Here is a 20,649-nt window from a genome sequence, read left to right as displayed (position 1 = left end):
CGAAAGCCTCACTGTGCGCCGTGGAAGGTTCGTCACGCCACGACCTCCTCGCCGCTGTCGAGCGCGGCCCGTTCGGCCTCCTCGCGCTCGTACGCGGTGACGAGGGCGCGGTAGCCCGCGCAGCGGGCCAGCAGTTCCTCGTGCGCGCCCTGGTCGGCGACCACGCCCTGCTCCAGGTAGACGACCTCGTCGGCGAGGGCGATCGTGGCCATCCGGTAGGCGACCACGATCACCGTGGCCTCGGCGGCGCCGTCGCGCAGGCCGTACAGGATGCGCTTCTCGACCTGCGGGTCGACACTGGAGGTGGCGTCGTCGAGGATCAGCAGCCGGGGCTCGCGCACCAGGGCGCGGGCCAGCGCGAGGCGCTGCCGCTGCCCGCCGGACAGCGTCGCGCCGCGCTCGCCGATCCGGGTGTCGAGGCCCGACGGCAGCCCGCTGACGAAGCCGTCGGCCTGCGCGAGGCGCAGCGCGGCCCAGACCCGCTCGTCCGGGACGGCCTCGCCGAGGGTGACGTTGCCGCGCACGGTGTCGTCGAACAGGAACGTCTGCTGCGGGACGAGCGCCACCGACCGGCTGACCTCCCCCCTGGCCGCGTCGCGCAGGTCGACCCCGTCGACCCGTACGACGCCCTCGCCGGGGTCGACGAGCCGCGCGAGCAACTGGGTGAGGGTCGACTTCCCGGCGCCGGTCGGGCCGACGATCGCGGTCGTGCGGCCCGGCGTGACCGTGAAGGTCACGTCCTTCAGCACCGGGCTCCCGGGGACGTACGCGAAGCCGACGCCCTCCGCGGCCAGCCGGGCCGGGCCTGGGGCGTCCAGGCGGGCAGTGCCGTGCTCCATGGAGCCGGTCGCGTCGAGGACCTCCCTGATCCGCGTCCAGCCGACGACGCTGCGCGGCAGCTCGGCCAGCACCCAGCCGAGCGCCCGGATGGGGAACGACAGGAGCGTGAACAGGTAGGCCACCTGGATGAGGTCGCCGGCCGCGACGCCGCCCGACTCCAGGCGCAGCGCGCCGACGAGCAGCACGGCCAGCACGCCGAGCGTGGGCAGCGCCTCCAGCAGCGGGTCGAACAGGCCCCGGACCCGGCCGACGGCGATGTTGGCGTCGCGCAGCGCGTCGGCCTTCGCCTGGAACCGGACGGTCTCGGCGTCCTCCCGGCCGAGGGTCTTGACGACGAGCGCGCCGTCGAAGCTCTCGTGTGCGACCTCGCTCACCTCGGCCCGCAGCGCCTGGGCCCGCATGGCCAGCGGCGACAGCCTGCGCTGGTAGACGAGGTTGAGCACGGCCACGGCGGGGAAGATCAGGAAGCCGACGACGGCGAGGACGGGGTCGACCAGCACGATCGCCACGGCGGCCGTGACGAGCATCACGACCACGCCCACCGCCATCGGCAGCGGCGCGAGCGGCGCCCAGGCCGCCTCGACGTCGGAGTTCGCGTTGGACAGCAGCTGCCCGGTCGGGTGGCGATGGTGCCACGCGAGCGGCAGCCGCAGGTACTGGCGGGTGACCGCGCGGCGGGAGTGGGCCTGCATGCGGTACTGGTGGATGCCGGCCAGGATGCGGCGGCCCATGATGCCCGCGGCCTTGAGCACCGCGACGCCCACGATCAGCGCCGCCGCGGCGACGAGCCCTCCGGTGGCGGCCTCGTGGTCCCGGAACGCCGGCAGCACGGCGTTGTCGGTCGCCCAGCCGAGCGCCCAGGACGACGCGACGGTCATCCCTCCGTAGAGGGCGCTGGCGAGGACCGCGCCGATGAAGATCCGCGGCTCCGTCCTGATCGCCACGCCGAGGACCTTGAGACCCTGGAGCATGATCGAGCTGCCGGGCCGCGCGGGAGACTCCTTCGTCGGCACGCGGTGTGCTTCCTTCCGATCGGGGATCGTCCGGGCCGCTCCCTGCGAGCGCCCCGGACGGGGACGATACCCATGCGGGCGGACCGCCGGATCGGTCCCAGGCCCCAGACCCGCCCAAGCCATTGGTCCTAGTTACTCCCTATCATCCTGATCAAGCGGTTTATTCCGGGTGCTCCGCTTCGGGGCGGGCCGGGCGCCGGCCGTAGGCTGATCACGTGACTCACGCCCAGACGGAGCGCGCGGCGCTCTGCGACCTGCTCGACGACCTCGGCCCCGGCGCGCCCACGCTGTGCGAGGGCTGGGCCACCGAGGACCTGACGGCCCATCTCGTCCTCCGCGAGCGCCGCCTCGACGCGGCCCCCGGCATCGCGCTGCCGCTCCTGGCGGGCTACACCGCCGCCGTGCAGGAGCGCCTCACGCGGCGTCACTCCTACCCCGAGCTGGTCGGGCTCGTGCGGAGCGGCCCGCCGCGCTGGACGCCGTACGGCCTGGTGTCCCGGCTGGACGAGATCGTCAACACCGTCGAGCTGTTCGTCCACCACGAGGACGTACGCCGGGCGCAGCCCGGATGGGAGCCCCGTGAGCTCCCCGAGGACCTCCAGGAGGCGTTCTGGCGGCGGCTGCGGGGCGGCGCCCGCTTCTTCATGCGCAGGGCGCCCGTGGGCGTCGTGCTCCGGCGTACGGACGGGGCGAGGACCGCGGGACGCATGGCCGAGCCCGCCGTCGTGGTCACCGGCGAGCCGGCCGAGCTGCTGCTGTTCGCCTTCGGCCGGCAGGAGCACGCCCGGGTGACCTACCAGGGGGACGACCAGGCGGTCGCCCGGCTGCGGCAGGCGAGATTCGGCCTGTGATCAGGGCATGGTGGGAACTGCCCGGAATTCCCACGTAAACATCTTGATATGGGGCAGCATGTGATCCAGACATGAGTGTTTGGGAGCCCCGATGAACCTCAAAAAGGTCCTGACCTATGTGGCCGTCGCGTTTGTGATCTTCTACTTGTTCACCCAGCCCGCGAACGCCGCCGCCGCGGTCAGGAACCTGTTCGGGGGGATCACGACGGGTGCGGAGCGGCTTTCGGCCTTCTTCACCTCGCTCGTGTCGGGCTGACCGCCGGGGCCCGGAGGCGGGCCCGCCTCCGTCTCACGATGAGAGCGGAACGGGCTCGTGTCCTCGCGGCTAGTTATGATCATTCCTGCCGCCGGGTACAAACGTCCGGGAAACCGACAGCAGGAGGCCCCCCCGATGAAGTTGAAGAAGGTTCTTACGTACGCGGCCATCGCGTTCGTAGTTTTCTACCTCTACAACCAGCCGCACGCGGCGGCGGGCGCCGTCCGCGGCGTGTTCGACACGGTCAACACCGGGGCCAGCCGGCTCGCCACCTTCTTCACCTCGGTCCTACCCCGGTCCTGACCCCGCTCTGACCTCGTCCTGACCCGGTCCTGAGCCGACCGTCGCGGCGTCCCCGCCGCGAGATCCCTCAAGGGCCGTGAAGGAACCCGTTCCGGCACGGCCACACTCTCCCGACAGGGCCGACGCCAGGGCGACCAAAGGGCCGACGCAGGGCTAGCACAGGGGCCGACACAGGGCCGACACAGGGCTCACACAGGGCCGGCAGGGCAACCGCCCTCGCTCCGCCGGCCTCTCCTCACCCGTCTCCGCGCCCTGCTCGTTCGACCCGTCCCTCCAGTCCATCCCTTCGGTGCGCCACCCTCCGCGTCGGACACGCCACCCTCCGCGATCACTGATGCGGCCCTTCTCGCGGCTCCTCCGGCGTTCGTCGAGTGGGGTCCGGCCACCGGTCCCCTACCTTTACCCCTACAGGCCGCTCTCACACCGGTCTCCGCAGAAGCCGCCGTACGGCGGCCGCGGGCACGGCGCGAGCGACCGGAACGGCCAGGACCGTTACGACCCGGCCACGTCCGCGCCTCGCCTCGGCAAATCACGATCTTTCACCACCAAGGCGGGAAAAGGGCACTAAATCCCTTATGCCTGTTTCGTCCGCATATTGCCCTGTTTGCTGCTGAATGCCTGGACGGCCATAGCGCGCCCGGTGACCATTGGAGATGCCGATCGGATCGCCGTACCCGCGCCAGTTCAGCAAGAGGAGCTCAGCAGGACGAGCCAGCAGGACAGGAGGCAGTATGCCCGCCATGCGATTCCCGAGCCCGCTCGGTCTCGCGGTCCTCGCCGCCATCGGTCTGTCGGCCGTGCAACCGGCGCCCAGAGCGTTCGCCGACACGGTCGTCCCTGTCGGCCACACCGGTTCCGCCTACCACCACCAGGTGTCCGGGCAGGGCTGTGACGGCCCCTACCAGGCGCAGTGGCAGTACCAGTCGCAGGCGTCGTCCTCGCTCGGCACCGGTCCCGCGGCCTTCCCCACGGCCATCGTGGAGATCGACGACGACTGACCGGTGCATGATCATCGGGGACGTGCGGGGCAGGCCGGGCGGTGAGGGCCCGGCCTGCCGGCACGTTCAGCGGACCGGGTGACCGGCCGCCCGCAACGTGTCCTTGACCTCGTGGATCTTGAGCTGGCCGAAGTGGAAGACCGAGGCGGCCAGCACGGCGTCCGCTCCGGCGTCCACCGCGGGCGGGAAGTCCTCCAGCCGCCCGGCGCCGCCGGAGGCGATCAGGGGGATGCCCACCGCGGCCCGTACGGCCCGCAGCAGCTCCAGGTCGTAGCCCGTCTTGGTGCCGTCGCCGTCCATCGAGTTCAGCAGGATCTCCCCGACCCCCAGCTCCTCACCGCGCCTGGCCCACTCGACCGCGTCCATGCCGGTCCCCCGGCGCCCGCCGTGGGTGGTCACCTCGAACCCCGAGGGCGTGGGCGGGCCGTCGACCACCCGGCGCGCGTCCACCGACAGCACGATGCACTGGGACCCGAACCGGCGGGAGGTCTCCGTCAGCAGTTCGGGCCGGGCGATCGCGGCGGTGTTGACGCTGACCTTGTCGGCGCCCGCGCGCAGCAGCCGGTCGACGTCGTCGGCCGACCGCATGCCGCCGCCGACGGTCAGCGGGATGAAGACCTGCTCGGCCGTACGGCGAACCACGTCGAGCATGGTCTCCCGCTCACCGGAGGACGCCGTGATGTCGAGGAAGGTCAGCTCGTCGGCGCCCTCGGCGTCGTACCGCGCGGCCAGTTCGACCGGGTCGCCGGCGTCCCTGAGGTTCTCGAAGTTGACCCCCTTCACGACCCGTCCGGCGTCGACGTCCAGGCAGGGGATGATGCGCACCGCTACCGTCATCGCTCAGCCCCCGCCGCCGCTTGCCGCCCGGTACGCCTCGACCTCGACCTCGACCAGCATGCGCCGGTCGACGAGGCCGGCGATCTGCACGCTCGTGCAGGCGGGCCGCACGTCGCCGAAGATCTCCCCGTGCGCCTTGCCCACGGCGTCGAAGTCGTCGGCGTTCACGACGAACATGCGGGTGCGCACAACGTCGGCCCGCGTCGTGCCGGCCTTCTCGACGGCGTCCAGCGCGATCGAGAAGGCGGTGAGCGTCTGCCGGTAGGCGTCGCCCACGTGCTGCACCTCCCCGCCGACGGTGGCGGTGCAGCCGGATACGAGCACGTGCGGCCCGGCGACGACCGCGCGGGCGTAGCCGTACCGGTCCTCCCAGGGACCGCCGGAGGAGATCCGGCCCTCGGGCATCTGCGCCGAGGGCGTCTGCGTCGGTGCCGACGCCGGTGCCTGTGCAGGCGTCTGCGCGGGAGTCTGTGCGGGAGTCGGGGTGCTCATCCGGCCGTCACCGCCGCGAGCGCCTCCTGCAGCGTGAACGCCTGGGCGTACAGCGCCTTGCCCACGATCGCGCCCTCGACGCCCTCCGGCACGAGCGTCGCGATGGCCCGCAGGTCGTCGAGCGACGACACGCCGCCGCTGGCGACGACCGGGCGGTCGGTCCGCGCGCACACCTGGCGCAGCAGGTCGAGGTTGGGACCGCGCAGCGTGCCGTCCTTGGTCACGTCGGTGACGACGTAGCGGGGGCAGCCCTCGGACTCCAGCCGGTCGAGGACCTCCCACAGGTCGCCGCCCTCCTTCGTCCAGCCGCGGGCGGCCAGCGTGGTGCCGCGCACGTCGAGCCCCACCGCGATGCGGTCGCCGTACTCGGCGATCGCCTTGGCGCACCACGCCGGGTCCTCCAGCGCGGCGGTGCCGATGTTGACCCGGCGGCAGCCGGTGGCCAGCGCGGCCTCCAGCGTGGCGTCGTCGCGGATCCCGCCGGACAGCTCGACCTGCACGTCGAGCCTGCCCACGACGGAGGCCAGCAGCTCGCGGTTGCTTCCCCGCCCGAACGCCGCGTCGAGGTCGACCAGGTGGATCCACTCCGCGCCGGCCTCCTGCCAGGCGAGGGCGGCGGCGAGCGGGTCCCCGTACGAGGTCTCCGTCCCCGCCTCACCCTGCACGAGGCGTACGGCCTGGCCGTCGGCGACGTCGACGGCTGGGAGCAATACGAGCGACATTTGGTCATGACCTCCGGTCGAAAACGATGGTGACGAGCACCGGGAGCAGCAGGATCGAGCCGAGGAAGACGCCCAGCCGGGCCATCCACGACTCGAACAGGATCCAGGCGAGCGCCTGGACGAGGAACCACAGCGTGACCGCGACCCCGTTCTCCGTGCGGCGGCGGCGGGCGAGATACCCCCGCTGCCGGGCGACCCGCACCGGTCGGGCGGGCCGCGGGAGCACCGCGGTCCGGATGGGCCCGACGAGCCTGTCACGCAGCTCGCGCCGCCTGGCGGCCCTCGCCTCGCGTTCGGCGCGGGCCGCCGCGAGGCGCTCGCGCTCGGCCTCGCGCTCCGCCCTCCGGCGGGCCCGCTCCTTGCTCATCGAGCCTCCCGCTCAGGTCTTCCGGTCACGCCCTGGTCCTGGTTCACGCTCTGGTCAGGCTTGGTCACAGCCGCGGTCAGGGCTCTGGTCACGGTTATAGCCGGGCCCGGCCGCGCCCATGTCCGTTTCCAGGTCCGTTTCCAGGTCGGAGCCCATGTTTCTGCCCGCGTCCCTGGCCGTGTTCCCGTCCGTGTCCCTGGGCGTGTCCCTGGGCGTGTCCCTTGCCGTGTTCCTCGCCGTGTTCTTCTCCGTGTCGCGCGCCGCCGCTCCCCAGTGTCGCACCGCCGTGCCGGGATTCCGCGGGCCGCGCACGCTCACAGCGTGTTGAGCCAGTTGGACAGCAGCCGGGCGCCCGCGTCCCCGGACTTCTCCGGGTGGAACTGGGTCGCCATGAGCGGCCCGTTCTCGACAGCGGCCACGAACGGCACGCCGTGCTCGGCCCAGGTGACCAGCGGTTCGCGGAAGCCGTCGCCCGTCTGGAGCAGCCACTTCCGCACCCCGTAGGAGTGCACGAAGTAGAAGCGGGTCGCCTCGTCCAGCCCCTGGAACAGCGCGCTGCCCTCCGGGGCGGTCACGGTGTTCCAGCCCATGTGGGGCAGCACGGGCGCGTCGAGCCGCTCGACCGTACCCGGCCACTCGCCGCAGCCCTCCGTGTGGACGCCGTGCTCGACGCCCTTGCCGAACAGGATCTGCATGCCGACGCAGATGCCGAGCACCGGCCGGCCACCGGACAGGCGGCGCCCCACGATCTGGTCGCCGCGCACGCTCTTCAGCCCCTCCATGCAGGCGGCGAACGCCCCGACGCCGGGGACGACGAGCCCGTCCGCCTCCAGGGCCGCGTCGAAGTCGGCGGTGACCGTCACGTCTGCGCCCACCCGGGCGAGCGCCCGCTCCGCGGACCGGAGGTTGCCCGACCCGTAGTCGAGCACCACCACACGCCTGCTCATTGCCACCACATCACTCCCGCGGTCAGTGCTAGGGCCGCGCCGACGCCGGCGATCGCCGCCAGCAGCTTGATCCCCTGCCGGATGCCGGAGACGACCCCGCCGATCAGGAAGAGCGCGATGAAGATCATGCCACCGGACGCGAAGGTCATCAGAGCACGCCCTTGGTGCTGGGCACCCCGGTCGCCCTCGGGTCCCGCTCCGACGCCTCCCGCAGCGCCCGCGCGAGCGCCTTGAACTGCGCCTCCACGATGTGGTGCGCGTTGCGCCCGTACGGCACGTGCACGTGGAGGCAGACCGCCGCCTGCGCGACGAACGACTCCAGGATGTGCCGGGTCATGGTCGTGTCGTAGTCGGGCCCGATCATCGGGGCCATGCTCTCGGGCTCGGTGTGGACGAGGTACGGCCGGCCGGACAGGTCGACGGTGACCTGCGCGAGCGCCTCGTCCAGCGGGCAGGAGGCGCTGCCGAACCGCCGGATGCCCGACTTGTCGCCCAGTGCCTCGCGGAAGGCCGCGCCGAGCGCGATCGAGGTGTCCTCGATCGTGTGGTGCGCGTCGATGTGCAGGTCGCCCTCGGTCTTCACGGTGAGGTCGAACAGGCCGTGCTTGCCCAGCTGGGCGAGCATGTGGTCGTAGAACCCGACGCCGGTCGCCACGTCGACGATCCCGGTGCCGTCGAGGTCCACCTCGACCAGCACCGACGTCTCCTTCGTCGTACGCTCGACCCGGCCGCGGCGCGTGTCGATCTCGGTCATGCGAGGACCCCTTCCAGCGCGGCGCGGAACGCCGCCATCTCTTCCGGCGTGCCGACCGACACGCGTAGCCAGCCCGCGGGCCCGGTCTCCCGGATCAGCACCCCGCGCTCCAGCAGTCCCTCCCAGACGGACCGCCGATCGGGAAACCTGCCGAACAACACGAAGTTGGCGTCCGAGTCGGCGACCGTCAGGCCGCGACCCCGCAGCCAGTCCACCGCGGCGTCCCGCTCGGCGCGCAGCGCGTCCACCGTGCTCAGCAGCTCCTCGCGGTGCGCGAGCGCCACCCGGGCCGCCGCCTGGGTCAGCGTCGACAGGTGGTACGGCAGGCGGACCAGCAGCAGGGCGTCGACCACCGCCGGGTCGGCGGCGAGGTAGCCGAGCCGGGTGCCGGCCATCGCGAACGCCTTGGACATGGTCCGCGTCACGATCAGCCGGGGGTTGCCGGGCAGCAGCGTCAGCGCCGACGGCGTGCCGGTGCGGGCGAACTCGGCGTACGCCTCGTCCACGACGACCATGCCGGGCGCGGCGGCGAGCACCCGCTCGATCACCTCAAGCGGCAGGGACGTGCCGGTGGGGTTGTTCGGCGAGGTCAGGAACACCACGTCCGGGCGGTGCTCCTCGATCGCGGCCACGGCGGCGGCGGGGTCGAGCGCGAAGTCCTCCTCGCGCAGGCCCTCGATCCAGCGGGTGTTCGTGCCGCCCGCGATGATCGGGTGCATCGAGTAGGACGGCTCGAACCCGATGGCCGCGCGCCCGGGGCCGCCGAACGCCTGGAGGATCTGCTGGATGATCTCGTTGGACCCGTTGGCCGCCCACATCTGGCGTGCGGTCAGCCCGTGGCCGAGGTAGTCGGCGAGATCCTTGCGCAGCTCGACGGCGTCCCTGTCGGGGTAGCGGTTGAGCGTGGCCGCGCCCTGCCGCACGGCCCAGGCGAGATCGTCGATCAGCGCGGCGGACGGCGGGTAGGGGTTCTCGTTGGTGTTGAGCTGGACCGGCACGTCGAGCTGCGGCGCGCCGTACGGGTGCTTGCCGCGCAGGTCGTCGCGGATCGGCAGGTCGTCGAGGGTCGTCATGCGGGCACTTCCCAGTCGAAGCGGGCGCGGACGGCGGCGCCGTGGGCGGGCAGGTCCTCGGCGTCGGCGAGCGCGCACACGTACGGCGCGGCCCCGGCCAGCGCCTCGCGGCTGTAGTCGACGACGTGGATGCCGCGCAGGAACGTCTGCACCGACAGTCCCGAGGAGTGGCAGGCGCAGCCGCCGGTCGGCAGCACGTGGTTGGACCCGGCCATGTAGTCGCCGAGCGACACCGGCGCGTACGGCCCGATGAAGATCGCGCCGGCGTTGCGCACGCGGGCGGCGACCGCGGCGGCGTCGGCGGTCTGGATCTCCAGGTGCTCGGCGGCGTAGGCGTCCACGACCTTCAGGCCGTCCTCGAGGTCCGAGACGAGCACGATGCCCGACTGGCGGCCGGCCAGCGCCTCGGTGATGCGCTCGGAGTGGCGGGTCGCGGCGACCTGGCCGGGCAGCTCCTTCTCCACCGCGTCGGCCAGCTCGGGGCTGGTGGTGACCAGGACGGCCGCCGCGATCACGTCGTGCTCGGCCTGACTGATCAGGTCGGCGGCGACGTGCGCGGGGTCGGCGGTCTCGTCGGCGAGGATCGCGATCTCGGTCGGGCCGGCCTCGGAGTCGATGCCTATGCGGCCCTTGAGCAGGCGCTTGGCCGCCGCCACCCAGATGTTGCCCGGGCCGGTCACCATCGTGGCCGGGCGGCACTCCTCGGTGCCGTAGGCGAACATCGCCACGGCCTGGGCGCCGCCCACCGCGTACACCTCGTCGACGCCGAGCAGCGCGCAGGCGGCGAGGATCGTGGGGTGCGGCAGCCCGCCGAACTCCTTCTGCGCGGGCGAGGCCACGGCGAGCGAGGCGACCCCGGCCTCCTGGGCCGGGACGACGTTCATGACCACGCTGGACGGATAGACGGCCCGGCCGCCGGGGACGTACAACCCCACGCGGTCGACCGGCACCCAGCGCTCGGTGACCGTGCCGCCCGGCACGACCTGCGTGGTCGTGTCGGTGCGCCGCTGGTCGCGGTGGACCAGGCGGGCGCGGCGGATCGACTCCTCCAGCGCGGCGCGCACGGCCGGGTCCAGCTCCGCGAGCGCGCGGGTGATCGCCTCGGCGGGCACCCGGGCGGACTCGATCTCGACGCCGTCGAACCGCGCGGTCAGCTCCCGTACGGCCGCCGCGCCGCGATGGCGGACCTCCTCGCAGATGGGCCGCACCTTCTCCAGGGCGGCCTCGACGTCGAGTTCGGCTCGCGGCAGCACGTCGCGCAGATCGCCGGGCAGGGACCCGCGCAGGTCGATACGGGAAATCACCGTCCCAGTCTACGGACGACCAGGGGCGCATCCGCGTGTGTCCAGCATTCGGGACGGGCGTTTCATCGCCACCCGCACCCCTTCCGAGCTGGGGCGTCGTGCCGCTCACCCGCGTTCGGGCCCGGCGGTTGACAGGTTTTCGGGCGCCGATCCACACTCTCGGGCGACATCGGTCATGTTCGGTCGGTCGAAAGAGGGTCTCGTGCTTCCCGCCCAGCGCCACCAGCGGATCATCGAAAGCCTCGGGCGGAAGGGGACCGTACGCACCGAGGACCTGGCCGCGCTGCTCGGCGTGTCCCACGAGACCGTACGGCGCGACCTGGCGGTCCTGGAGCGCCGCGCGCTGTTGGTCCGCGTGCACGGCGGGGCGACCTCGGCGGCGTCGGGCACCGGCGAGGAGCTGTCCTACCTGGAGCGCTCGACGAGCCAGTCCGAGGCGAAGGCCGTGATCGGCGGGCTCGCGGCGGGGCTGCTGCGGCCGAGACAGACGGTGATCATCGACGTGGGGACCACGGCGGTCCACGTCGCACGGGCCGTCCCCCCGTCCTTCCGCGGGGTGGTCGCCACCTGCTCGCTGCTGGTGGCGGCCGAGCTCGCCGGCCGTCCCGGCGTCGAGGTGCTCGTGGCCGGCGGGCGCGTCCGGCAGGGCGACCTGGCCGTCTCCAACGCCCGGACACTGGAGTTCTTCGAGGACCTGCGCGCCGACGTCGCCTTCCTCGGCTCGGGCGGGGTGGACGCGCAGGCCGGGCTCACCGACTACTTCCTGGACGAGGTCGCGACCAAGCGCGTGATCCTCGCCCGCACCGCGCGGACCTACGTGCTCGCCGACACGGAGAAGCACGGCAGGGTCGCCGCCTACCGGGTGTGCGGCCTGGACGGCCCGTCCGGTCTCGTCACCGACGCGGAGCCCCCGCCCGCCCTCGCATCCGCCCTGGCCAGGGCGGGTACGGAGGTGATCCACCCCTGAGCTCTCGCGTCACCGGCGCCTGTGAGATCCTGGCCACCACCGGCTCGCGGCACCGGCGGCGGGGGACGGCATGGTGGCGAGATCGCGACGGAGGGCTTCGAGCTATGGCTGTCATCCACAAGACCACGCTGACACCCGGCAAGCTGGAGCTCCTCACCGCGTGGCTTCCCGCCCGGTCCTGGTACGAAGGCGGGGAGCGCCGTCCGGAACTCGCCAGGGCCGGCGGCTTCCGGCTGGACGATCCGCAGGGTGAGGTCGGCATCGAGTTCATGGTCGTCACCGACGAGTCCGGTGACGAGCCGGTCTCCTATCTCGTGCCGCTCAGCTACCGGGGGGCGCCGCTCGACGGAGCGGACCACGCCCTCATCGGTACGACGGAGCACGGGGTGCTGGGGTCTCGGTGGGTCTACGACGGTGCCCATGACCCGGTCCTCGTCGCACAACTGCTGGCGCTCCTCCTGGGCGAGGCCGAGCCGCAGGCCCAGAGCGTGAGCGACACCCCCGACCCCTCCGTCGTCAGCGGCTTCACGGGACCGGCGATCAACGGCCCGATCACGTCGACGACCGCGACCGACGGTCCGCGATGCACCGACATCGTCGTACGGGCCGGCTCGGGGGAAGACCCGCAGCGGGACCAGGACGGACGGCTGGTGATCCGGGTGAACCGCGTGCTGCGGCCCGGCGAAGAGGACGCGACGGGGGCTCAGGGACACGTGACGGCGGGCTGGCGCCTCCCGGATGGCACCGAGACCCGGGCAGTGTTCGCCGTCGTCCCGGACGCGGCGCCCTGACAGCGCAGATACGGCGCCCAGGCATGGCGCCTTAACAGCGCTCAGACGCGGCGACCCGGCGCGGCGCTGTGACAGCACTCTGCCGCAGCGACCTGGCACGGCGCTCTGACAGCACTCTGCCGCGGCCCGCGCCCCGACCACACCGCCTCTGCCGCGCCCTTGCCGCACCCTGCCCTGCGCCTGCCGCGCCCGGACGGACGGCACCGAGGCCTGCCCACCCCTATACGCCGCCTACGCCGCCGCGGCCCTGCCCATCCCACCCGCGCAGCCGGCATCGTGCGTCTCGCCCTCTCTGGTATGCCGCCGCAGGCGCGGTCACGGCACGGCACAGAAATGGACGGATTTGGAAAATATCACTGGAAATCAATTTCATCGACGGCGACCTGTAACTCCAACAATCCAATGGTCGAGGCTGTTCTCGACAGCAGGAGGCATGGGAGAATTCATACAGGGTTTCGAATAAGAAGATGAGGAGGTGCCATGGGCCTGTTCGGCTTTGATCCTGGCGACCTGCATCGTTCGAATAAATGCGATGATGCCGAACACGACGCGACCAGCGGCGGGACGGCCGTTCCTGGCGCTGACCACGGATACACCAGCAACGCGCCCGGGGACAACGGACCCAGCGACGGTGAATTCGGTGGCGCTGGATCTGATGGCACCAGGGCTTCGGCGGATGCCGACGCCGGTGGTCGTGCCAGCGGCCGGGGACGGTCGTCCTGGGCGCTGGTGGCATCGTTGTGAGAGACGGCGCAGGCGTTGGCGTTGATGCCGGCGCCGGATGCGGCGGAGATTTGCATGGCCGAAGCCGAGGACCTGCTGTTCGCCCGCGACCGGATCACAAGTGCGCTGGCCGAGCGTGTCGGCCGCGTACATCGGACGGGAGAGGCCAAGCAACATGGGCACGCCTCGACGCGCACCTGGTTGCGCACCGTCGGCGGAATGAGCACGCCCGGAGCGAGTCGTTTGCTGACTCTCAGCGAAGAGCTGACCCGTCTGCCGGATGTGGCGCGGCAGTTCGCCACAGGCGAGATGGCGGCCGGGGTGGCGGAGGCCGTCTGCGCCGCGACGGCCGGGCTGTCGGACGAGGATGCCGCGCTGGCTGAGCCGATTCTGGTGGAGCTGGCCAAAAAGGCAACCGCCGCAGAGGTATCCAAGGCAGGACGGTACCTGCGGGCGGTGCTGGATCCCGACGGGGAAGAACAGGACGAGCAAGCCGACTACCAGCGGCGTTTCATGACGGTACGTCCGACCAAGAACGGCGGAGTGGAAGGACAGTTCTATCTTCCTCGCGAGGCGGCCGCGCGCCTGATGGCGTTGCTGCAGACATACGGCAAGCCCAGAGCCGAGGGCGATGACCGGCCGCGACGGGTACGCAACGCGGACGCGTTCATCGCGCTCCTCGGGCAGAAGGTCGCCGCCGAACTGCTCGTGATGGTCAGAGCCGAATCCCTTCCCACCGATGGCCCCGTGCCCACCGAGGGCCCCGTGCCCGCCGAGGGCCCTGTTCCCGCCGAGGGCTCTGTTTCCGCCGAAGAGCCGGTCCCCCACGACGGCCCCGTTCCCGGCGAGGAGCCAATCCCCGCGAAGAAAGCCGAACCTGACCGCTCCCGGCACAGAGGCCCGGACAGCACCGCTACAGCCGACGACGATCTTGCTGACCAGGTTTCGGGTGACAGCTCCCAATCCGACCACGGCCATGACGCCTGCCGCCCCTGCCCTCGTGGGCCCTCTGGTGGGCCGTCTGGTGGGCGCGGAGATGAGCATGGAGATGAGCACGGCAACACGCGGCACGCAGACGAAGCAGTCGCGGGGACGCCGCCAGGAGCTGTGCCAGGGCCGAAGCCGGAGCCGGAGCCGGAGCCGGAGCAGTCGAAAGAAGCTCCCGGAGCGTCCCACAGCGTAGGAGAGACACCAGGCGAGCCGGGAGAAACACCAGGCGGACCTGGCGAGATACCAGGTGAACCGGAGGGACCACCGAACGAACCGGAGGGAGGGCCCGGCACACCGACGGCTCTGGCGTGGGCGCTGCTCGGAACCGCGCCCGGGTTGTTGCTGGCGACCGGGCAGATGCTGCCCGTTTCCAGCGTGCACCGTCTGGCCCGCACCAGCACCCTGGTCCGGATCGTCATGGACGCCGACGGGCAGGTGCTCGACATGGGGCGGAAGGTTCGCCTTGCCACGACCGCACAGCGCCGGGCGGTCTTCGCCCGGTACGCGACCTGCTGGGTCGACGGCTGCCCGCTGCCCGCCACGATGTGCGAGATCGACCACGCCGACAACTGGAGCAGCGGAGGGCTGACCGACCTGAAGCTGCTGGGACCGGCCTGCCAGTTCCACAATCGTGACCGTTACCGCCGTCCCGGCCGCTACCTGCGGCGGAAGGTCGGCGAAGACCGCTGGGGCTTCACCTACCTTGGCCGCTTCGCCTCCTTCCGGCAACGTGAGTGAGCCCGCTGGTACTGCCGACCCTGGCCAACCCATGCCCTGGCCCCGACCGGCGCCAGGGAATACCGGCGCGGGGCAAGTTCGGCACGGACAGCCGGGGATGGGCAGGCGGAGCACGGCCAGAGGGGCACGGGCAGACCGGGCACAGGCAGACGGGGCACGGGCAGGCACGGCGCGCGGGGTCGGCACAGACGGGATCCACATAGACGGGATCGGCACAGACGGAGCGGCCGGCAGTCGGGACGAGCGACCGCGGGGACGAGGGACCGCGGGGACGAGCGACCGCGGGGACGAGGGACCGCGGGGACGAGCGACCGCGGGGACGAGGGACAGCAGGAGCGAGGAACAGCAGGAGCGAGGAACAGCAGGAGCGAGGGACGACAGGGACGGCGGAGACGGCGGGAGCGACGCCGTTAGGCTTGCGGTCGTGAGCAAGACCAAGAGCAAGGGCGGCCAGAGCACTCCGGCGACGGTCGCTCTCACGCAGGCGAAGGCGGAGTTCACCCTCCACCCCTACGACCACGACCCGAACGCGCAGGCGTACGGCGAGGAGGCGGCCGACGCGCTCGGAGTGCCGTACGAGCGGATCTTCAAGACGCTGGTGGCGGAGACCGAGGCGGGTCTGGCGGTCGCGGTCGTGCCGGTGGCGGGCAAGCTCGACCTCAAGGCGTTCGCGGCGGCGCTCAAGGGCAAGCGGGCGGCCATGGCCGACGCGGCCAAGGTCGAGCGGATCACCGGCTACGTCGTCGGGGGCATCAGCCCGCTCGGCCAGCGCAAGCGGCTGCCCACCGTGGTGGACGAGTCGGCGCTCGGCTTCGAGACCGTCTACTTCTCCGCGGGGCGGCGTGGCCTGCAGATCGAGACCGCGCCGGAGAACCTCGTCCGGCTCGCGCAGGCGGTGACCGCCCCCATCGCCAGGGTGTGAACCTGTCGACTGTTGCCATCGCCGGTACGGCTCGCCCCCTCGACACTGGCGATAGCCGAGGAACGGGGGAAATGTGAGCGAACACGGCGGACATGTCAGCCACCACGACGGGCCGGCGGACCTGACGGCGACGGAGATGGCCGCGCTGCTTAGAGCGCGGGAGGTCAGCGCCGTCGAGCTGACGCAGGCGTGCCTGCGGCGGATCGAGGAGACGAATCCGCAGGTCAATGCCATCGTGACGTTGACCGCTGAGCGGGCGCTCGACCAGGCGGCACGGGCCGACGAGGACCTCGCACGCGGCCTGGTGCGCGGGCCGCTGCACGGCATCCCGGTCGCGCACAAGGACCTCGCCGACACCGCGGGCGTGCGGACCACGTACGGCTCGCGGGCGTTCGCCGATCACGTTCCCGTCGAGGACGATCCGCTGGTGCGGCGCATCCGCGAGGCGGGCGGGATCGCGCTCGGCAAGACGAACACCCCCGAGTTCGGCACCGGGTCGCACACGGTCAACGAGGTCTTCGGCGCGACCCGCAACCCCTACGACCTGTCGAAGAGCGCGGGCGGCAGCAGCGGCGGGGCCGCGGCGGCGCTGGCCTGCCGGATGGTGCCGCTCGCCGACGGTTCGGACATGGGCGGCTCGCTGCGCAACCCCGCGTCGTTCTGCAACGTGGCGGGGCTGCGGCCGACTCCCGGCCGGGTGCCGTCGAAGTCGCCGACGGCGGCCTGGTTCACGCTGAGCGTCGCGGGACCCATGGCCCGCACAGCAGGCGACCTGGCACTGTTCATGTCGGCCATCGCCGGGTTCGACCCGGTCTCGCCGCTTTCGATTCGTGAGGACGGGTCGGCCTTCGCGGAACCTCTGGACATGGACCTCACATCCGTCCGGGTGGCCTTCAGTCCCGATCTGGGGGGCCTGCCGGTCGACCCGCGTACCGCGGCGGTGACGGCGGGGGCGGTGGAGGCGCTGACCGGCCTCGGCGTGAAGGTCGAGCAGGTGAACCTGGACCTGTCCGACGCGGAGGAGGCGTTCCGCGTCTACCGGTCGTGGCACTACGCGCTCGCCTTCGGCGACTTCCCTGAGGTGGGCCCCAACGTGGCGTGGAACGTGGAGCAGGGGCGGAAGGTCACCGGAGCCGACCTCGGGCGGGCCGAACGCCTGCGCACCCGGCTCTGGCACCGCATGCGGCGCTTCTTCGGACGGTACGACTTCCTGGTGGCGCCCGTGAGCCAGGTGCCGCCGTTCCCGATCGGGCAGCCGTACGTCACGGAGGTGGCCGGGGTGGAGATGCCCGACTACCTGGCCTGGATGCGCTCCTGCTACTGGATCAGCGTGCTGCACGCGCCCGCGATGTCGGTGCCCTGTGGTTTCACGTCCGACGGGCTCCCCGTCGGCCTGCAGATCCTCGGCCGGCCATGGGCCGACATGGACGTCCTGCGCCTCGGGCACGCGTTCGAGCAGGCGACCGGCTTCTGGCGGACGGCTCCCCGGCTGCCCGAGCCGACAGGGTGACCGCCGAACAGGTGACACTGTGAACAGGTAACGCGGTGCGTGGGAGATCCGGCCGGTGCGGCTCAGCCGGCGGCCGCGTCGCCCCGCAGGAGGGCCGCTCCCAACGGGGTCAGCGCGTGCAGGACGGCTCCGCCGGACCGGGTCGTGGCGACCAGCCCGGCGTTGCGCAGGACCGTGGCGTGCTGGCTGGCGGAGGCGAGCGACACCCCCACCCGCTCCGCCAGGGCGGTCGTCGTCGCCGGATCGCGCAGCGCGGCCAGGACCGCCGCCCGGGTACGCCCGAGCAGCGGGCCGAGGGCATCGGCGAAGCCGGCCCTGTAGTCCTGGCACAGCGGGTAGACCAGCACGGTGGGCTGGTCGGGACGCCAGGTCAGCAGGACCTTCGGAGCGAAGTACGAGGGGACCAGCAGCAGCCCGCGGCCGCACAGCGGGACGTGATAGTCGAGCGACGAGGGAATCTCCAGCACGGGAGGCCGCCAGTGCCACCCGGGGCTGATCGTGGCGAGCAGCGCGTCGATGCCGCCGCGGAGCAGGGTCTCGGCACGCAGGGAGCGGTCGGCGGTGACACCGGCCTGGACCAGCGGCCACATGGGAGCCAGCGACGAGCCGAAGTAGTTGTGCAGGTCGGCGGCGAGCGTCCGCCGCGCCGCGGCGTCCCCGGAGGCCAGCTCCCGCAGCCAGCGGCTCGGCCGCGGAGACGCGGGCAGCTCGCTGATGTCGGCGGCGAGCAGGTTCGCCGGCACCTGGCCGACGAGTTCGACGCCGGTGGCGAAGTCACGCGCCTCCGGCTGGAGCAGGAAATCCGGGAGGAAGCCGTCAGGCGGGACCACCTCCAGGAGCACCCCCGCCCGCGCCGCCAGGCTGCCGTTCACCACGTGGCGCAGCCGCCGCAATCCGGGGCTCGACCGTGTCCCGGCGCTCGGCCCGGTACGCAACCGGCGCACGCTGAGGGCCGTTTCCAGCACCGCGTCAGGAGCGGCGGCCACGGTGATCTGGCGCAGGTCGGCGTCGGTGAACTCCAGTTTCAGCATGACACTGATCACGATACTGCCGTTGAATCCGCCGGTTGCGAGCCTCTGCGGCCCGGCCCCTTTCAGGCAGGCCTGAAACCGGTTGTGGTGCCGGTCCGGCACGCGACAGGCTTGTGCCGGAGGGCGGTCGCGACCCCCTGACTCCGGTCCGGCACGGGTAACGGAGGCACCCGTGCCGGACCGGCTCCTCACCGCACGAAAGACCGAAGCGAAAGAGCAGGGCGAAAGAGCAGGGCGAGAGAGCGGGTCCGCCGGTGTGAAGCCGTCCGGCGCCGGTGGCGTCAGGCTTCGCGCTGACGGTAGCTCACGGCGAACTCGACGACCCAGAAGACCGCGGTGGACAGCAGGGGCCAGGCGAACAGCACGCCGTACGCCGTGACTCCCAGGGACGTCGTGGTGGTGAAGCCGCCGGGTCCCGCCGCCTGGACGGTTCCCTTCGCGGACGTGCCGACCATCAGGGTGACGTACCCGGCGAGCAGGCCGCCGGCGGCGAGCCCGACGAGCACCTCGACCGGCGGGTGGCGGCGCGACAGCACGTACCCCACGATGCCGGAGGCCAGGCCGAACGCGCCGGTGACCACGGCGAACCAGCCGTCGGCCTCGATGAGCGACTGCGTCTCCGGGTCGAGGGGCTGCCGTGTCCCCTCGATGAGCACGTAACGCGTGCCGGGGGCGAGCACCGACCACACGTACCCCGCGACGACACCCAGGAGGGCCAGCACCAGGACGGTCACCACGACTGTCGCCAGATTGCCCCTCACATGCCGCACCGTCCCGATAGTACTCACATAGCGATCGAATTCGGTCCCGTACTCTTGCAGCACCGAGTGCGGGGGACGCACGGCACGGTGTGGGGCGAAGGAGGCCGAGTGAGCGAAGAGGTATGGCAGATCGACCCGTCGGGCCCGCTGCGGGGCGACGTGGAGGTCCGGGGATCGAAGAACGCGGTCTCCAAGCACATGGTGGCGGCGATGCTCGGGACCGGTCCGAGCACCCTGCAGAACGCGCCGGAGGTCGGCGAGGTGGGGCTGACCGCCGCCATGCTCGAAGCCCTCGGCATCCACGTGGACATCACCCCCGGTGAGATCACCATCGAGCGGGGCAGCGACATACGGCCGCGGGTCCCGGAGGAGTACACCGGCCTCAACCGCATCCCGATCCTGATGCTCGGCCCGCTGCTGCACCTGGCGGGCGAGGCGTTCGTGCCGCTCGTCGGCGGCGACCCGATCGGCAGGCGGCCGGTGAACTTCCACGTCGAGGCGCTGCGGTCGATGGGCGCGGAGATCGAGGTCGGCGACAACGGCATCTCGGCCAAGGCGGCGCGGCTGCGCGGCAGCCGCATCTCGCTCCCCTATCCCAGCGTGGGCGCGACCGAGACGATCCTCATGACCGCCGTCCTCGCCGAGGGCAAGACCGTCATCAAGGGCGCCGCCATGGAGCCCGAGGTGGTCGAACTCGCGCTGTTCCTCCAGCGCATGGGCGCGATGATCGAGCTCAGCCCCGACCGGCGCATCGTCATCGAGGGCGTCGAGCGCCTGCACGGCGCCTCCACCTGGCTGGCCGGCGACCGCATCGAGGCGTTCTCGTACCTTGTGGCGGGGCTGGTGACGGGCGGCGAGGTGCGGGTGCACGGCTGTCACCAGGACCGGCTGGTCACGGCCATCACGACGCTCGCCCGGATGGGCGCGCGGTTCGAGATAACCGACGACTGGCTGTGCGCCTCCGCCCCGGACGGCCTGCGCGCGGCGGCGGTGCAGACCGACACCCACCCCGGTTTCATGACGGACTGGCAGACCCCGCTCATGGTGCTGTTCACCCGCGCCGAGGGCATGTCGGTGCTGCACGAGACGGTCTTCGAGAACCGGCTGGTGTACGTGCCCGCGCTGCAGAAGATGGGGTGCGAGATCGAGGTGTTCGCCCAGTGCCTCGGCGGACCGGCCTGCCGTTACCACGACACCAACGCCAAGCACTCGGCGGTCGTGCGGGGCATCTCCAGCCTGCGCGGGGCCGACGTCACGCTCCCCGACATCCGCGCCGGGTTCTCCGCGGTGCTGGCCGCCGCCGTCGCCGAGGGCACCTCGACCCTGCGCGGCGTCAACCACATCGAACGCGGATACCACAGGCCGTTCGAACAGTTCACCTCCCTCGGGTTGAAGATCAACAGGCTGACGTAAAGCTTTCCGCCCCCCGGGTTTGGGAAAACGCCGGAGGTCGCACTGA

23 protein-coding genes are annotated in these 20,649 nt (G+C 71.9%); 11 read left to right on the top strand and 12 right to left on the bottom strand.

Features of this window, described 5'->3' with window-relative positions:
* Nucleotides 1-32: 32 nt before the first annotated feature.
* Nucleotides 33-1,811 (bottom strand): ABC transporter ATP-binding protein, encoded by a 1,779-nt coding sequence (locus HHX37_RS08965; protein WP_182879458.1) that lies wholly within the window; start codon nt 1,809-1,811, stop codon nt 33-35.
* A gap of 257 nt (nt 1,812-2,068) precedes the next feature.
* On the opposite strand from HHX37_RS08965, the gene HHX37_RS08960 reads away from it, so the two are divergent.
* The 4 genes from HHX37_RS08960 (at nt 2,069) to HHX37_RS08945 (ending at nt 4,261) form a co-directional block, all read left to right on the top strand.
* Complete coding sequence (locus HHX37_RS08960) at nt 2,069-2,704, top strand: TIGR03085 family metal-binding protein (RefSeq protein WP_182885111.1); 636 nt, start codon at nt 2,069-2,071, stop codon at nt 2,702-2,704.
* Between the two features lie 91 nt (nt 2,705-2,795).
* On the top strand, nt 2,796-2,960 hold the full coding sequence (locus HHX37_RS08955; protein WP_167521588.1) for a hypothetical protein: 165 nt from the start codon (nt 2,796-2,798) through the stop codon (nt 2,958-2,960).
* A 135-nt stretch (nt 2,961-3,095) separates the two neighbouring features.
* Entirely contained in the window at nt 3,096-3,263 is a 168-nt protein-coding gene (locus HHX37_RS08950; RefSeq protein ID WP_165900427.1) for a hypothetical protein, read from the top strand.
* A 740-nt stretch (nt 3,264-4,003) separates the two neighbouring features.
* Complete coding sequence (locus HHX37_RS08945) at nt 4,004-4,261, top strand: hypothetical protein (protein WP_182877124.1); 258 nt, start codon at nt 4,004-4,006, stop codon at nt 4,259-4,261.
* Between the two features lie 66 nt (nt 4,262-4,327).
* Here the strand turns inward: HHX37_RS08945 and hisF are convergent, their stop codons facing one another.
* The 9 genes from hisF to hisD all read right to left on the bottom strand — a co-directional run bounded on the left by hisF (nt 4,328) and on the right by hisD (nt 10,757).
* Nucleotides 4,328-5,098 (bottom strand): imidazole glycerol phosphate synthase subunit HisF, encoded by a 771-nt coding sequence (gene hisF, locus HHX37_RS08940; protein WP_182879040.1) that lies wholly within the window; start codon nt 5,096-5,098, stop codon nt 4,328-4,330.
* A 3-nt stretch (nt 5,099-5,101) separates the two neighbouring features.
* Nucleotides 5,102-5,590 (bottom strand): RidA family protein, encoded by a 489-nt coding sequence (locus tag HHX37_RS08935; RefSeq protein WP_259406332.1) that lies wholly within the window; start codon nt 5,588-5,590, stop codon nt 5,102-5,104.
* Nucleotides 5,587-6,312: a bifunctional 1-(5-phosphoribosyl)-5-((5-phosphoribosylamino)methylideneamino)imidazole-4-carboxamide isomerase/phosphoribosylanthranilate isomerase PriA gene (gene priA / locus HHX37_RS08930; protein ID WP_111697420.1), complete on the bottom strand. Its 726-nt coding sequence runs from the start codon at nt 6,310-6,312 to the stop codon at nt 5,587-5,589. Before priA ends, HHX37_RS08935 begins: the two co-directional genes overlap by 4 nt.
* A 4-nt stretch (nt 6,313-6,316) precedes the next feature.
* On the bottom strand, nt 6,317-6,679 hold the full coding sequence (locus HHX37_RS08925; RefSeq protein ID WP_111697419.1) for a hypothetical protein: 363 nt from the start codon (nt 6,677-6,679) through the stop codon (nt 6,317-6,319).
* 314 nt (nt 6,680-6,993) lie between these two features.
* Nucleotides 6,994-7,626, bottom strand: coding sequence for an imidazole glycerol phosphate synthase subunit HisH (gene hisH, locus HHX37_RS08920; RefSeq protein ID WP_182877123.1), 633 nt, complete (start codon nt 7,624-7,626; stop codon nt 6,994-6,996).
* Nucleotides 7,623-7,775 carry a hypothetical protein gene (locus tag HHX37_RS08915; protein ID WP_165900426.1) on the bottom strand — a complete coding sequence of 51 codons (153 nt, stop codon included), beginning with the start codon at nt 7,773-7,775 and terminating at the stop codon, nt 7,623-7,625. Before HHX37_RS08915 ends, hisH begins: the two co-directional genes overlap by 4 nt.
* Complete coding sequence (gene hisB, locus HHX37_RS08910; RefSeq protein ID WP_182877122.1) at nt 7,775-8,380, bottom strand: imidazoleglycerol-phosphate dehydratase HisB; 606 nt, start codon at nt 8,378-8,380, stop codon at nt 7,775-7,777. Before hisB ends, HHX37_RS08915 begins: the two co-directional genes overlap by 1 nt.
* Nucleotides 8,377-9,453, bottom strand: coding sequence for a histidinol-phosphate transaminase (locus HHX37_RS08905; RefSeq protein ID WP_182885110.1), 1,077 nt, complete (start codon nt 9,451-9,453; stop codon nt 8,377-8,379). Before HHX37_RS08905 ends, hisB begins: the two co-directional genes overlap by 4 nt.
* Nucleotides 9,450-10,757, bottom strand: coding sequence for a histidinol dehydrogenase (gene hisD / locus HHX37_RS08900; protein WP_182885109.1), 1,308 nt, complete (start codon nt 10,755-10,757; stop codon nt 9,450-9,452). The genes HHX37_RS08905 and hisD overlap by 4 nt, the downstream gene beginning before the upstream one ends.
* 202 nt (nt 10,758-10,959) lie before the next feature.
* Between hisD and HHX37_RS08895 the strand changes: the two genes are divergently transcribed.
* The 6 genes from HHX37_RS08895 (at nt 10,960) to HHX37_RS08870 (ending at nt 17,398) form a co-directional block, all read left to right on the top strand.
* Nucleotides 10,960-11,724 carry a DeoR/GlpR family DNA-binding transcription regulator gene (locus HHX37_RS08895; RefSeq protein WP_182879044.1) on the top strand — a complete coding sequence of 255 codons (765 nt, stop codon included), beginning with the start codon at nt 10,960-10,962 and terminating at the stop codon, nt 11,722-11,724.
* 104 nt (nt 11,725-11,828) lie between these two features.
* Nucleotides 11,829-12,515: a maltokinase N-terminal cap-like domain-containing protein gene (locus HHX37_RS08890; protein WP_182885108.1), complete on the top strand. Its 687-nt coding sequence runs from the start codon at nt 11,829-11,831 to the stop codon at nt 12,513-12,515.
* Nucleotides 12,516-12,995: 480 nt separating this feature from the next.
* Nucleotides 12,996-13,259 carry a hypothetical protein gene (locus HHX37_RS08885; protein WP_182885107.1) on the top strand — a complete coding sequence of 88 codons (264 nt, stop codon included), beginning with the start codon at nt 12,996-12,998 and terminating at the stop codon, nt 13,257-13,259.
* Between the two features lie 54 nt (nt 13,260-13,313).
* Entirely contained in the window at nt 13,314-14,966 is a 1,653-nt protein-coding gene (locus HHX37_RS08880; protein WP_182885106.1) for an HNH endonuclease signature motif containing protein, read from the top strand.
* 424 nt (nt 14,967-15,390) lie between these two features.
* On the top strand, nt 15,391-15,888 hold the full coding sequence (ybaK, locus tag HHX37_RS08875; protein ID WP_111697411.1) for a Cys-tRNA(Pro) deacylase: 498 nt from the start codon (nt 15,391-15,393) through the stop codon (nt 15,886-15,888).
* Nucleotides 15,889-15,961: 73 nt separating this feature from the next.
* Nucleotides 15,962-17,398, top strand: a complete 1,437-nt coding sequence (locus tag HHX37_RS08870) for an amidase (RefSeq protein WP_310740316.1) — start codon at nt 15,962-15,964, stop codon at nt 17,396-17,398.
* Nucleotides 17,399-17,460: 62 nt separating this feature from the next.
* Here the strand turns inward: HHX37_RS08870 and HHX37_RS08865 are convergent, their stop codons facing one another.
* Nucleotides 17,461-18,429, bottom strand: a complete 969-nt coding sequence (locus HHX37_RS08865; protein WP_182885105.1) for an ArsR/SmtB family transcription factor — start codon at nt 18,427-18,429, stop codon at nt 17,461-17,463.
* Between the two features lie 281 nt (nt 18,430-18,710).
* Entirely contained in the window at nt 18,711-19,199 is a 489-nt protein-coding gene (locus HHX37_RS08860; RefSeq protein WP_182885104.1) for a hypothetical protein, read from the bottom strand.
* Nucleotides 19,200-19,298: 99 nt separating this feature from the next.
* On the opposite strand from HHX37_RS08860, the gene murA reads away from it, so the two are divergent.
* Nucleotides 19,299-20,603 (top strand): UDP-N-acetylglucosamine 1-carboxyvinyltransferase, encoded by a 1,305-nt coding sequence (gene murA, locus HHX37_RS08855; RefSeq protein ID WP_111697408.1) that lies wholly within the window; start codon nt 19,299-19,301, stop codon nt 20,601-20,603.
* The last annotated feature ends 46 nt before the right edge of the window (nt 20,604-20,649 follow it).

It is taken from the genome of Microbispora sp. H10885 (genome assembly GCF_014161415.1).
Taxonomy (GTDB): Bacteria; Actinomycetota; Actinomycetes; order Streptosporangiales; family Streptosporangiaceae; genus Microbispora; species Microbispora triticiradicis.
Note: the sequence above shows the minus strand (reverse complement) of the source record. Positions and strands in the feature narration are given on the sequence as shown.

Excerpts from the sequence above, each read along its gene's own strand:
- hisH (WP_182877123.1), bottom strand. The coding sequence starts at position 7,626 with ATGAGCAGGCGTGTGGTGGTGCTCGACTACGGGTCGGGCAACCTCCGG.
- hisF (WP_182879040.1), bottom strand. The coding sequence starts at position 5,098 with ATGACGGTAGCGGTGCGCATCATCCCCTGCCTGGACGTCGACGCCGGA.
- HHX37_RS08885 (WP_182885107.1), top strand. The coding sequence starts at position 12,996 with ATGGGCCTGTTCGGCTTTGATCCTGGCGACCTGCATCGTTCGAATAAA.
- HHX37_RS08905 (WP_182885110.1), bottom strand. The coding sequence starts at position 9,453 with ATGACGACCCTCGACGACCTGCCGATCCGCGACGACCTGCGCGGCAAG.
- HHX37_RS08865 (WP_182885105.1), bottom strand. The coding sequence starts at position 18,429 with ATGCTGAAACTGGAGTTCACCGACGCCGACCTGCGCCAGATCACCGTG.
- HHX37_RS08955 (WP_167521588.1), top strand. The coding sequence starts at position 2,796 with ATGAACCTCAAAAAGGTCCTGACCTATGTGGCCGTCGCGTTTGTGATC.
- HHX37_RS08880 (WP_182885106.1), top strand. The coding sequence starts at position 13,314 with ATGGCCGAAGCCGAGGACCTGCTGTTCGCCCGCGACCGGATCACAAGT.
- HHX37_RS08925 (WP_111697419.1), bottom strand. The coding sequence starts at position 6,679 with ATGAGCAAGGAGCGGGCCCGCCGGAGGGCGGAGCGCGAGGCCGAGCGC.
- HHX37_RS08945 (WP_182877124.1), top strand. The coding sequence starts at position 4,004 with ATGCGATTCCCGAGCCCGCTCGGTCTCGCGGTCCTCGCCGCCATCGGT.
- priA (WP_111697420.1), bottom strand. The coding sequence starts at position 6,312 with ATGTCGCTCGTATTGCTCCCAGCCGTCGACGTCGCCGACGGCCAGGCC.
- HHX37_RS08935 (WP_259406332.1), bottom strand. The coding sequence starts at position 5,590 with ATGAGCACCCCGACTCCCGCACAGACTCCCGCGCAGACGCCTGCACAG.
- HHX37_RS08965 (WP_182879458.1), bottom strand. The coding sequence starts at position 1,811 with ATGCTCCAGGGTCTCAAGGTCCTCGGCGTGGCGATCAGGACGGAGCCG.
- HHX37_RS08915 (WP_165900426.1), bottom strand. The coding sequence starts at position 7,775 with ATGACCTTCGCGTCCGGTGGCATGATCTTCATCGCGCTCTTCCTGATC.
- HHX37_RS08890 (WP_182885108.1), top strand. The coding sequence starts at position 11,829 with ATGGCTGTCATCCACAAGACCACGCTGACACCCGGCAAGCTGGAGCTC.
- hisB (WP_182877122.1), bottom strand. The coding sequence starts at position 8,380 with ATGACCGAGATCGACACGCGCCGCGGCCGGGTCGAGCGTACGACGAAG.
- HHX37_RS08950 (WP_165900427.1), top strand. The coding sequence starts at position 3,096 with ATGAAGTTGAAGAAGGTTCTTACGTACGCGGCCATCGCGTTCGTAGTT.